Source organism: Eubacterium sp. AF15-50, from assembly GCF_934835595.1.
Lineage (GTDB): Bacteria > Bacillota > Clostridia > Lachnospirales > Lachnospiraceae > Eubacterium_G > Eubacterium_G segne.
The window spans coordinates 1-12,980 of the sequence record NZ_CAKVZL010000063.1 but is presented as its reverse complement, the minus strand read 5'-3'; the positions used below and the strand labels follow the sequence as shown (position 1 = coordinate 12,980).

Annotated in this window: 12 protein-coding genes and 1 riboswitch; of the genes, 1 reads left to right on the top strand and 11 read right to left on the bottom strand. The window is 34.5% G+C overall.

From position 1 onward, the window contains the following. The 9 genes from Q5O73_RS07770 to Q5O73_RS07730 all read right to left on the bottom strand — a co-directional run. The coding region (locus Q5O73_RS07770; protein WP_302669403.1) for a hydroxyethylthiazole kinase at nt 1-353 on the bottom strand (353 nt) is incomplete at its 3' end. Nucleotides 354-410: 57 nt separating this feature from the next. Beyond that, nucleotides 411-517: riboswitch (TPP riboswitch) on the bottom strand. A 47-nt stretch (nt 518-564) separates the two neighbouring features. Beyond that, complete coding sequence (locus Q5O73_RS07765; protein ID WP_302624088.1) at nt 565-1,875, bottom strand: MATE family efflux transporter; 1,311 nt, start codon at nt 1,873-1,875, stop codon at nt 565-567. Next, nucleotides 1,860-2,177, bottom strand: coding sequence for a helix-turn-helix transcriptional regulator (locus Q5O73_RS07760; protein ID WP_118590116.1), 318 nt, complete (start codon nt 2,175-2,177; stop codon nt 1,860-1,862). Before Q5O73_RS07760 ends, Q5O73_RS07765 begins: the two co-directional genes overlap by 16 nt. A gap of 32 nt (nt 2,178-2,209) precedes the next feature. After that, nucleotides 2,210-2,359: a hypothetical protein gene (locus tag Q5O73_RS07755; RefSeq protein ID WP_302669402.1), complete on the bottom strand. Its 150-nt coding sequence runs from the start codon at nt 2,357-2,359 to the stop codon at nt 2,210-2,212. 413 nt (nt 2,360-2,772) lie between these two features. Beyond that, nucleotides 2,773-3,669 (bottom strand): ROK family protein, encoded by an 897-nt coding sequence (locus Q5O73_RS07750; protein ID WP_021952073.1) that lies wholly within the window; start codon nt 3,667-3,669, stop codon nt 2,773-2,775. After that, nucleotides 3,670-6,381, bottom strand: coding sequence for a mannosylglycerate hydrolase (gene mngB / locus Q5O73_RS07745; RefSeq protein ID WP_302669401.1), 2,712 nt, complete (start codon nt 6,379-6,381; stop codon nt 3,670-3,672). Between the two features lie 165 nt (nt 6,382-6,546). After that, on the bottom strand, nt 6,547-7,656 hold the full coding sequence (locus Q5O73_RS07740) for a PTS fructose transporter subunit IIC (RefSeq protein WP_302628725.1): 1,110 nt from the start codon (nt 7,654-7,656) through the stop codon (nt 6,547-6,549). A gap of 33 nt (nt 7,657-7,689) precedes the next feature. Beyond that, nucleotides 7,690-8,001: a PTS fructose transporter subunit IIB gene (locus Q5O73_RS07735; protein ID WP_302669400.1), complete on the bottom strand. Its 312-nt coding sequence runs from the start codon at nt 7,999-8,001 to the stop codon at nt 7,690-7,692. Between the two features lies 1 nt (nt 8,002). Then, complete coding sequence (locus Q5O73_RS07730; RefSeq protein ID WP_021952069.1) at nt 8,003-8,455, bottom strand: PTS sugar transporter subunit IIA; 453 nt, start codon at nt 8,453-8,455, stop codon at nt 8,003-8,005. Nucleotides 8,456-8,750: 295 nt separating this feature from the next. On the opposite strand from Q5O73_RS07730, the gene Q5O73_RS07725 reads away from it, so the two are divergent. Continuing rightward, complete coding sequence (locus tag Q5O73_RS07725; protein WP_302628724.1) at nt 8,751-10,685, top strand: BglG family transcription antiterminator; 1,935 nt, start codon at nt 8,751-8,753, stop codon at nt 10,683-10,685. Nucleotides 10,686-10,859: 174 nt separating this feature from the next. Here Q5O73_RS07725 and mgtE read toward each other — a convergent pair whose 3' ends face one another. Both mgtE and Q5O73_RS07715 read right to left on the bottom strand, forming a co-directional pair. Next, complete coding sequence (gene mgtE / locus Q5O73_RS07720) at nt 10,860-12,254, bottom strand: magnesium transporter (RefSeq protein WP_118590107.1); 1,395 nt, start codon at nt 12,252-12,254, stop codon at nt 10,860-10,862. Nucleotides 12,255-12,587: 333 nt separating this feature from the next. Then, on the bottom strand, nt 12,588-12,980 hold a 393-nt coding region (locus tag Q5O73_RS07715; RefSeq protein ID WP_302669399.1), incomplete at its 5' end, for an adenine deaminase C-terminal domain-containing protein.

The window sequence follows — 12,980 nt, the reverse complement described above, 5'->3', positions numbered from 1 at the left end:
CCTCTAATAACATCAAACTTAACCTCATCAATTAACTTGTTTGCTGTTTCTGTTCTAAGCTTACTTGCGCCTGCTCCAACAGGGTCTAACAATGTAACATGACCTAATTCGTTTGCTTTCTTTCCTGCTGCAAACATTGAAGGTATTGTGTTTTTGTTAAGAGTTCCAATGTTAATGTTAAGTCCTCCACATATAGAGGTAATATCCTCTACATCATCAATGTCATCTGACATGATGGGACTTCCGCCACAGGCTAACAATACATTTGCCACATCGTTTACAGTTACGTAATTTGTAATGTTATGTACTAAAGGTACATTTTTTCTTACATTTTCAATACATTCCTTAAACATCTTTTCCTCCTGATATTTTTATAAAATAAAACGGACAAACCTAACCTGGCTTATCCGTAATGAATCCTTTTATATTCCCTACGTTGGCATTATCCAAATCAGGTTAAAGGGTCGAAGTTGATTACTTCCTCTCAGCCTGCCTACAAGCTCCCCTGCTATTAAATTTGTCCGGTACTATTGTATATCTATTTGGAAGATATTTCAATAAGTTTTATTTCTTTTTCATATATATAATTCCCGTTATATCCGCCAGCGCCCATCCAATAGGAATTGCCATCCATATTCCGATTTCCCCTATAAATGGAGACAGAATATATGCTAATGCAACTCTTGTACCTAGAGATATTACCGTAAGAACAACTGACATTTCCACCTTTTTAATTGCCCTATAATACCCATATAATAGAAACAGACAGCCTATGCCAAAATAAAATGCCCCTTCTATTCTTAAATATTTTATACCTGCTGCAATAACCATAACTTCTTTTTTGCTGATAAAAATATGCATAAGAGGCTTGGCAAAAATCCACACTAAAAGGGATATGACAATGCTAAAGGAAATACTCATTATAAATGCTGCCTTAGTACCTTTTCTTATTCTGTCTTTATTCCCTGCACCATAGTTTTGTGCAACAAATGTTGAGTAGGCATTGCCGAAATCCTGTACCGGCAGATATGCAAATGTATCTATTTTAACTGCTGCCGCAAATGCCGCCATAATAGTTGTTCCAAAGCTATTTACCAATCCCTGAACAATTAATATACCAAAATTCATAACTGATTGCTGAAGACATGTTAAACAGGACAAATTGGCAATTTCCTTAAGTATATTTTTGTTAAAATGAAGCTGACTTCTTTCAGAATAAAGATCTCTTCTTGTTTTCAACACATAAATTGTTATACCAACACCTGATACATACTGGGAAATAACCGTAGCAAATGCTGCCCCTCCTATTCCCATGGACAATACCATAACAAACAGCAAATCAAGACCTATATTAAGAACCGCTGAAACTGCAAGAAAAACTAAAGGTACCGTAGAATTTCCCAGTGCCCTTAAAAGACATGAAAAGAAGTTATAAAGGGATGTGGCAAAAAGCCCTGAAAAAATAATTATTAAATATGTCCTCATTCCTTCGTAAACATCCTCCGGAGTTCTTAAAAAGTGCATTATTCCGTCAATTCCTACATATACTGCCACATTTAAAATCACGGTTATTAACATAATAAGCACAAATGCATGAATTATTGACAATTTAAGCAACTTATCCTCGCCTTTACCCTGATAAATAGAAAAAAGTGCTCCGGAACCCATACTTAGTCCTAAAAATATTGATGTTAAAAAAGTCATCAGGGTATATGCAGAACCTACCGCCGCTAACGCTGCTTTTCCTAAAACCTGACCTACTATCAGGGTGTCTGCTATATTATAAAATTGCTGCAAAAGATTTCCTGCTATCATCGGCAACGCAAAAAGCAGAAGACTTTTATATATTTTTCCTTTAGTTAAATCGTAGTACATTTCTTCTTCTCTTTATTTTTGTATTCTCTGGGACTTACTCCCACTATTTTCTTAAAGGTTTCCGCAAAATAACTTGAGCCATTAAATCCACATTCATAGGCTATTTCCGTCATTTTCATATCTGTTTTCATAATTAAATCAATGCTTTTGTCTATCCTGTATTCTACCAGGTAATCATTAGGACTTCTATTTATTATTTCTTTAAAAATTTTGCAACACTGGCTTCTGCTAACATTGCCTGCTTCAGCTATTTCTTCTAACTTAATAGGTTCTTTATAGTTAAACTGAATAAACGCAATCATTTTATGTAATGTATCTGCCCATGGTGATACACCTATTTTTTCTGCCCCTTTACAACTCCAAATATAGCTGTTCCCAATAACGCAATACAAATAATTGCCAATATAATCTTCTTCATAATAGTAATCCTCTTTATAATTTCAATCTTAGTTTCTGATGTTTTTCTGTGTATTTTCAGTATCAATGAAATTTACATATTTTCTATTTGTTGCATTTTTATTTGCACAACAATCTCTTTTATTATAAAGATAATCGATTTATTTGCAAGTTCTGTCTCGCAATTTGGAGTAATTGATTACGGTTAAGTTTCAATTCTTTCTGGACTTTTCTGTGAAATTATTAATTTCCTTGGTCTCACCCGGGGAAGGGGCGATTCCTACCGGGATTTAACCATGAATTCATAAATTTCCTGGTTCAAGAAATTTTCCATGTCTTACAAATTAATAATCCCATTACTTACATATCAAAAAAGAGCCTTACGCCAACACGTCCCACCAATGTGTTTCATGCCAACATAACGCTCTTTTTGTTCTTTTGTCTTTCCGTCTATTTTTGTTTTGAAAAGCTTATTTCTATTTTACCTTGAAAAGTTTCCGTCTATTTTTGTTTTGAAAAGGCGAGATAGCCTGCGCCAATTAAACCTGAATCTTCATTTAATGTGGATTTTCTAACCTTTATATATGGCTTCATTACTCCGTAAACTTTTTTCTTAACCAAAGCTTCTATTTCTTCCACAAATCCATCAATCTTAAGGGCAACAGAGCCACCTAATATTACGATATCCGGGTCAGCGAAACCATATATTAAAGCAATGAAGTTAGCAAGATAATTTTTTGCGTCCTTCATTATTCCTGCTGCCACTTCATTTCCTGACAATGCCAAATCATTAACTTCTCCGGCATGTTTAACTAAAAGTCCTGCCTTTTTGGCTCTTTCAGTAATGGCTGTTCCACTGCTAATTGCCTCAATTCCTCCCGGAAGAATGTTTCCGTGGCTTGGGCCGTCCTGAATCATAATACTATTTGCCACTTCATTGGCAAAACCATGGGCACCTAAATAAACCTCTTTGTTAATAACAAAGCCGGCGCCAAGTCCTGTAGATACAGTTAAATACTGCACAATATTACAATCCTTTCCCTCACCAACTACTGCTTCAGCCAATCCTGCCAAATTAGCATCGTTATCTAAGTAAACAGGCTTACCGATTTTCTCACTTAACACCTTTGAAATTTCAAGATTATGCCACTTACCATTAAGATTAGGCGGTGTCAAAACCTTTCCATTTATTAAATCAAGAGGTCCCGGACATGACATTCCAACACCTACAATATCCTTATCAAAGGATTTGATAATGTGACTTATTTCATTAAGTGTATTTTCCGGTTCCTTATTATCAGTAGAGAACTGCTCTCTACTGATAATATTTAACTCTTCATCTATTAGGGCAACTCTTGTATTGGTTCCTCCAATATCGATTGCTACCGCATACTTCATTTATTTCACCCATATTGTCACAAACTTACAGTGTGACAATTCCTTTACTGAAATTGTGTTATTTTCAACCTTGATAGCCTCTGTCTTTTCTTCTCTTAAGTTAGTATAATATGCCTCTTTTACATCAAAATTGAACTTAATTTTATCATCTAAATTCCTATGGTCTTTTCCATTGTAAAGACGAATAATATATCCATCATCTTCTTCTGCCTTTTTAATAGCTGATACCACAAGATTTCCTTCAGTTTCAAACAGGCTGTGAACAATATCATTCTTTCCTTCAATTTCTCTTTGTGAGAAAATAAGTCTGCCATTTAAGAACTCAGCATATGTGTACACTTCCATATTTGTATCGTACTGTTTTGCCAATGTATCAATATCAGCGTCGTTAATATCTCCTGCATAAGTTGTAAATCCAAAGTTAAATTCCATTTGCTTTAACAACTGAGCTGCCGGTGTTTCAATAATTCTCTCTCCACTGGCACGTCCCGGACGATATATAAGATTCTCCTTACCCATAAATCCATAGGTTCTAAACAATGTTAATCTTATTTTGCTGTCATCTAATACTTCGTACTCACGCACTCCCTGTGGAATAACTGCAACGCCTGTTTTTCCATCAGTAAGAGATATATATGACTGTGTAGGTTCAATGCTAATAGGTGGCTCCTGCCATGTAGACTGGTCATTTGCCCAGTTTGCAAGTTCCTGTATTCCTGTCTTCTTTTCAGACCTATTATTCATTGATTCCATATACAGTTTCATTTCTTTTTCGTAGTAATTAGGACGTTTAATAAGTCCAAACTGCTGGTCTGCATAGTTAAATGCAGAAACTATCTGGCTGTCAAATACTACACATAATCTGTGGGAAAGACCTTTGTTATCAACCTTAACATTGAAATCAATAACCTTTGAGCCTTTTCTTAAGGCAACTGTCATATCAACAGGCATTGTTACGCTGACTTTTCCCTCTGCTCTCTCTTCAAGATTTTCAGGAACAACCATGTCAAAATGAATAACTGCCTGACTGTAAACATCACTTCCGCTAATTTTTACAGAAGACTCTGATTCATTTGAAAATACTTCCAAATCTTTTCTTGGTGGTGAGTAGTTAAAGCTGTCTCCATCGTCACCATTTTCAACCAATATTCCCTGATTTTTGTATGTTACATTATTTTCCTTATCTACTATTGTAAGTGAGCCGTCCTTTTCCACTTCAATTGTGTAATATTCATTTTCAAGAACTGACTTCTCTTCCATTTCCTTATGGCTGTCTTTTTCTGTGTCAACACTGTACTGTACATATCCAAGAGCCGGCACATCATTAGCCTTAATTGCCATTGTAACTTCAAAAACATGGTCAGGAATGTAGAATTTTCTTGACGGGTCAATAGTAATAATCTGGGATAAAACATAATCCGTTAAATCTCTTGACTGAATAATTGTATAATCTACATTATTTCCCTTTTCATCAACAATTGCAAATTTTCCACCTGGAACATAAGTTTTAACAATAACTGTATCTTCACGTTTCTGTGGTAATGTATTGATTAATGTAAATGTCATATCTGCACTGTTTTTAACATTAGTTGCAATTAATCTTGAATGAAGTTCCACAAGATTTATGGCAATATCTCTTGCCTGCTTATACCTTACATAAACATCTTCGTTGGCTGTATCGGAAATACATGAACCAATTGAATCATGAGCTGAATTTTCAAATAACAGCTTCCAGATTTCTGCCACTGCCTCGTGAGGATATTCATTTCCTAAGTTATAAGAAATTGTAAGTAAAGGCTCCATTACATTTGTAACATAATTTTGAATCTGAGTGTTCATAACCTTAAGGTCTGAACGGGATGAGAAAATTGACTTGTGTATTCTCATATGCTTTGCAATAACTAACTCGCCCTGTACTTCCTCCAATTCCGGCTTTTCACTTTTAACATCCTTAATATAATCTTCAATACAGCTGATAACATACTCGTTCTCAGGATCTTTCTCGTTTCTTTCCTTTATAAGCTGTGGAAGATTGGTACGGATAGGTGCCTGATCAAATCCGTTAGGGAAATATATATGTCTTGTAGCACTACGTCCACCTGCTTTTTCAAGACACTCCTTCTCCCAAAATTCATCATTTTCCTTTGGATCTTCCGGAATCTTTCCACCAATATAATAACCGAAAGGAATCTGTGTTGTAAATACCACGCTGCCGTCATCACCTTTCCAGTTGAAATCAGTGTGTTCAACCATGTCATCACTAACACCACGCCAGAATAATGTATCTTCAATGCCAAATTCCCTGTAAATCTGCGGCATGTTTCCTGACTGTCCAAAAGAATCCGGCACATAACCTACATTCATGTATTTTCCAAAGCTTTCGCAACGCTTCATTCCGTAATACATATTTCTTACAATGCTTTCTCCTGAAATAACCAACTGGTCTGTCTGGGTATACCAAGGACCTATAACCAGTTTTCCCATTTTCACAAGCTTTGTAATGCGCTCTTTATCCTGTGGTCTCCACTTTATATAATCATCTAATAATGAGCCCTGGGCATCAACCATAAAATACTTAAATTCAGGGTCACTTTCTAATGTATCAAGAACATCTCCCAAATCCTTCATAAGATATACTTTTGATCTTGATGTGGTAAAATACCATTCTCTATCCCAATGTGAATGTGGTACTACATGTATCTTTCTTTTCATTTCAATTCCTTTCCTTATTTATTTTAAAGTAAATAATTTTAAAACAGGCAGGGGCAAAAACTTAGCCCCTGCCCATTAACTGAGTTATTAATTTGTTGTAATACTTATAAACTTATGAGTGACAAAATTTACTTTTGATACCACGTCATAATATATTATTTTTTACTATTTAACATCTTCAAAAGATATTTCAATTTCATCAATATCAATGTCTTCTGACTTTCCTTCGTCTCCTTCATTAAAGTCAACCACTAATGTTGCAAGTAAAGCGATGATTAATGATCCTACTAAAATACCTATAAGGTAAGCCCATCCATGTGTTACTGATACGAATCCGTAAATTCCACCAACAGGAGGGATGTCACCTTTTCCACCTAAAAGAGCAATTACAGCTGTACCAATAGCTGCACCAAACATGTTAATTGGAATTAAGAACTGAGGTTTTACAAGTGTGAAAGGAATAGCTCCTTCTGTAATTCCTACAAATCCCATTGCCCAGTTTGATTTACCTGTCTCTCTAAATTCTGCTGAGAATCTCTTCTTTCTGATTACTGTTGCAATAGCGTATGCAAGTGGTGGCATACAAATTGCTGCGTTGATAAATACGTTTGGCTGATAAATTCCTTCTGCCATTAATGCGTTTCCTGCCATCCATGCTGACTTGTTGATTGGGCCACCCATATCGCAGGCAATCATTGCTCCAAGGATTAATGCCATTACTAACTGTGAGCTCTGGTTCTGGCACATTGAACTAATCCAGTTTACAAGCCATGTGTTTATTGCTGCTAATGGTGTTGCCAATATAACACCCATAATTATTGCAACTAATCCTGTTGCTATTAAAGGACAAATAACCAGTGGCATTACAGAATTCATTGACTGTGGTAACTTAATGTGCTTCTTAGCCCATTTTACTGAATAACCTGCAATAAAAGCTGCAATTACAGCACCTAAGAATCCTGCGTAAGTATTTGATGCAACTGCACCACCGATTAAACCTGCACCAATTGCCGGCTTATCTGCAATACTGTAAGCAATAAATCCTGCTAATACTGTATTAACCATTCCAATACCTGTCCAACCTACATTTTCAATTAACTTCATTATATGCCAGATTCCTGTTCCATCTGCATATGGATCTAATGAAGTGATACCAAAACATAAAGCAATAAGCTTTGGTATTGCAACTACTAATGATGCTCCGATAATAAGTGGAAGCATGTAGCCGATACCTGTCATCAAATGACCTTTAGCGTCTTTAAAAAACTGTTTCATTTCTTAATCTCCTTTTTTATTTATTATTAATTTTTATTTGCTAACTGCTGCTACACATTTTTTAAGTACAGCTTCCGGTGCCTTGATACAAATGTTTATATCAACACGGATAACTTTCTTGCCGGCGAAACGTTCCATGCCAACGATTTTCTGGTCTGATGCAATGATTACCAAATCTGCTGCCTTTGCTTCTTCATCAGTAATTGTATTTACCTGACCCATGCTGCCCTGCTGTTCCATTTTTACGTCATATCCTAATGTCTGTCCTGCCTTCTCTAATGCCTTTGCTGCCATTGGTGTGTGTGCAAGTCCTGCCGGACATGCTGAAATTCCAACGATCTTCATCTTAATTATCCTCCTTCATGATTTTTAATATATATTCCTTTAACATTGACTTGTCTGTTGAAGACTTAACTGTGTCTTTAAATTCGTCTTCTAACAAACTTGTTGCCAATTTTGAAATCATTATTAAGTGTTCATTTCCTGCCTTCTCAGTAGGAACTATTAAGGCAAACACATATTTTACTTTTGTGTCGTCCATTGTTTCCCAATCTAATGGATTTTTGCATTTTACAAAAAATACTGCTGTTTCTTTTGCGTATTCTGACTTTGCATGAGGAATTGCAAATTCATTCTGAAGTCCTGTAGAATACTCAGCTTCTCTTTTTAAGAAATCACTCTTTAAGCCTTCCTTGTTGTCTGTAATTCCCATTTTCAATGCTTTTTCGCTTACAAAGTCAAGTAACTGTTCCTTGGATGCTACATCAACATCTAAAAAAATATATTCTTCTCTAATCATTCTTTTTTCCCTTCTTTATGTGCTTTTCTTTGTTACTATGGCTATATCATAATCCACCGGCTTTTCCATTTCAATTCATACGATTTCCAATTGAAAACGGAAATCATTACAATTAAAAATCCGGTATTTCCGTTTCAAAGTGGAAATAATGTGCAATTGTTGTATCACATTTCCGTTTCAAAACGGAAATTTTTGACTTTGCTCTTTTTAGTTAAATATTCTATACTATATCATATATAAATAAGGCGTGAATTAAATATCAGACATTATTACTTTTTAATAGGAGAGAGGATATATGTTTCAACACAAACGTTTAAACATGATGTTCAATCATATTAGGAAAAACGAATATACTCCTGTAAGCAGTCTCCAGTCATTGCTAAACATTACCGACCGAACTATCCGCAATGACATTTTGGAAATTAATGATACTTTGTCTGCTTGTGGAGCTTTGGTTAAACTTAAGAGAAATTACGGATATTATATAGAAATAACTGATGATGAAAAATATTCAGATTTTCTAAAAACCTTTGAACACAGTGATGATAAAAAAATGAATATTGATACTTCTGAGGAGCGTATTAAGTATATACTTAATGAATTGTTGTCCTCTGAGGATTATGTATCTATGGATGAGCTTTCAGAAACTGTATTTATTTCAAAAAATACTTTAAATAAATATATAAAGATTATTAAAAATATTGTTAATAAGTATGATTTGGAATACATTACAAAACCAAGCTCCGGTGTAAAAATCATTGGTTCCGAGAACAGAATCAGAAAATTATATGTGGAATATATACTGTCCGCTAACTTTAATGAATATGTCACTTCCTTTACCAAGGAAGAACGTTCTATTTTTAGTAACATTGATTTGGACTGGCTTAGAAAAATTACCATTGACCAGTTAAATAGTCATTTTGTAAAAACCAGTGATTATAATATGAAAAATATTATTATTCATCTTGCATTAATGACAACCCGTGTTCTTGGTAATCATTATATTAACCTGTATAATATAACACCGGATTCTTCTATTATGGGATTGATTAACGGATTATGCCGGGAAATCGAGGGAAAATACGATATTATTCTGTCTCAAAGTGAAAAGAATTATATGTATCTCCAGCTTATTGCCAATACTCATTTAGATATTACTTATATTGACGATGAGAAGCTTCGGGATTCCATTAATCAGATGCTTGAGGTTATTTATACTGATTTTAATTTTGACTTAAGAAATGACGAAATTTTGTGTGCGGATTTATTCAGGCATCTTAAGTCTATTTTTACCAGTAAACTTTATGATTTAAACAGTAATAATCCTTTGCTTGAAACCATAAAGACCAATTATCCTTTAGAATATGAGATTACACTTACTGCTATTGCCAAAACTTTTGTTTTTGAACCTTATGTTTTAAAGGAAGATGATGTAGGCTATGTTTCAGTTTATATTGGAGCTGCCATTGAGAGATGTTATTATAAATCCCAGAAAAAGAAAAATGTTATTCTTGTTTGTGGCAGCGGTCATGCAACTACACGAATGCTTGAAACAAGACTTAACATAGTTTTTCCGGACAAAATTAATATTGTAAAGTGTTTGTCCTATAATGAATATTCAAGCTACACTAAGGAAGATGTGGAAGATATTGATTTTGTTATTACAACTATTACTTTAGATAATAACCTTCTTCCGTCAGTTATGGTTGATTTCGCTTTAAACAATAAAGATGTGGAATCTATCAACAGACATTTGTCTAAGATGCTTCATAAACGTCTTCAGATGTTTGAGCACTTTTTTGATAAAGATTTGTTTATGCGGCTTAAAGGCAATACCACCAAGGAAGACGTTATAAGAACCATGTATCAGAAAACTTACGACAAAGGTATTGTAGACGAGCGTTTTATTGATTCCGTACTAAAACGTGAGGAAATTGGCAAAACAAATATGAATGACGTTTTTGCCCTTCCACACCCTATGGAATTATGTGCTACAGATACCAAGGTTGTGGTGGCTCTGTTAGACAATCCTATTAACTGGAACGAAAGCAACATGATTCAAATTGTGTTTATGCTGGTAATAAAACAGGGTGAGCAAACAGATTTTGAGCATTTATATGATATTTTTATTGAAATAATCAGTGATAGCAAGCTACAGCAAAAAATTATAAATTCTCAAACCTATGAGGAATTTATGGATGTGCTCTACGATGGCATAAGTATAGATTAAAGTTAAAAATACCCGGATATAGCGACTAAATAACTATATCAGGGTATTTTCTATAATTCTTCTGTTTTATAAGTTGTATATCCCTCGTAATAATAACTACAATCAATGCCTTTCACATGAAGCAGAACTGATACTTTAATTATAACATATCTTTTGGCAAATACCTGTATTTTATTAAACAAGATTAAAAATATTTATAAGGAATATTAAAGCCAGTCCGTAGTATGTTACCACTGCCACTAAATCATTTACGGTGGTAATCAAAGGGCCTGATGCAACTGCCGGGTCAATTTTAATTTTGTGAAAAATCATTGGTATTGCAGTTCCCACAATACTTGATATAACCATGGCAACTAAAAGGGATACTCCCACACATGCTGATATTAAAAATGCGCTGCCCCATGCATAATGCTTAAAAACATGAATGTATATACCTAAAAATGCCAGTGACATTATTCCTAAAATGGAGCCGTTAAGCAATCCCACTCTTACTTCCTTAACCAATAGCGTAAGTTTTTGCTTTCCTGTCAGCTGTTCATCCATTAACACCCTGATAGTTACTGCAAGTGACTGGGTTCCAACGTTTCCTGCCATATCGAGCACCAGAGACTGGAAGCATATAACTATCGGTAAAACTGCCACTACTGATTCAAACATTCCCACCACTGATGATACCGCCATACCTAAAAATAACAATATAATCAGCCATGGAAGCCTTTTTTTACTGCTTTCAATAACCGGCTCTTTCAAATCTTCTTCCGCTGTAAGACCACCTAACTTAGCGTAATCTTCTCCCATTTCATCATCAACTAATTCTACAATGTCATCTGAAGTAATTACACCTACTATTTCTCCGGTAATCTTAAGCACCGGTATTGAATCCTCTGAATACTCCACAATCTTGTCCATACACTCATCTATCAGGTCATGCTCAAGAAGATACGGATATGACTGGCTGATTATTTCAATTAATTTATCGTCCTTTCTTGCAAGAATCATATCTTTTAAATCAATTGCCCCAAAATATTTTTCATTATCATCAACAACATAAATTGTGGAAATATTGTCGTTGTCTCCTGCCTGTTTTAAAAGCTCCTTAGTTGCCTCCCCAATAGTTAAATGATTGTGAATGCATATATAATTAGTTGTAATGCGGCTTCCGATTTCATCCTCGCTATAGGACATAATCTTTTGCACATCTTCCTTTAGATTTTCATCAAGATGCTTTAAGATTTTTTCCCTTTTATTTTCATCAAGACTTTCTATTAAATCAACTGCATCATCGGAATCCATTAATGATATTACTTTTACTGCTTTTTCTAATGTTAATTCATTAAAATATTTTTCTATATCATCAATATAAGTGAAAATCTCTGCAACATGCTTTGCCCCTAAAATCCTATATATATGTTTTCTTTCATTTTCAGTAAGGCATGTTAAAGCCTCTGCAATATCATTGTAATGGTAGTTGTCAATTCTTTTTGCCAGTTCTTTTTCAGGCAATGTGCTTCTCATTAAAGCTACAAGCTCTTTAACATAGTTCTTTTTTTCAAATTTTCTTGTTTTCATTTATGCCTCCTTACTTTTGTGCATATAACCACTCATCTATATGATTTTATTTTTGCACACAAAAAATACACCACTTAAAGTGGAACCTACAGTTACATGTTGTGATGTATGCTATAATTCCCTGTGGTGTATAAAAAGACATATGAATAAAAAGTAACTAACCCAATTTCACAGACAGCCACTTCTTATTGTTCATTAATTTAATACCACAGCTACTATATAGCCTAATACTATCGCAACTATCCATGAAACTCACCTCCGTTAACTTTTTTTACTATTAGAGTTTAACACTCTGAATTTTCTTTTTCAACCTAACGTAATTTTGTTTTTTCACTATTTTATAAACTTTTGTTCCACTACATCAAACAGTCCTATATCCGTTATTTTTACTTCTGGTATAACCGGTAATGACATAAAACACAATGTCATGGTTGGTTCTACATTAGGATTTACCTTAAGCCTATCATAAGCAATATTATGAATTTTTGTTAATTTATCCCTAACCCACTCACCGCTTTTATCGCTCATTAATCCTGCTATTGGAAGAGGCATGGATTCTAAAACCTCTCCGCCATCTACCACAACAATGCCGCCTTCTAATTCTATTAACTTAGATACTGCAAATGCCATATCTTCATTATTAGTTCCTACTACAATTATGTTGTGGGAATCATGTGCCACTGTTACTGCAACGGCTCCTGTCTTTATTCCATAACCTTCTATAAG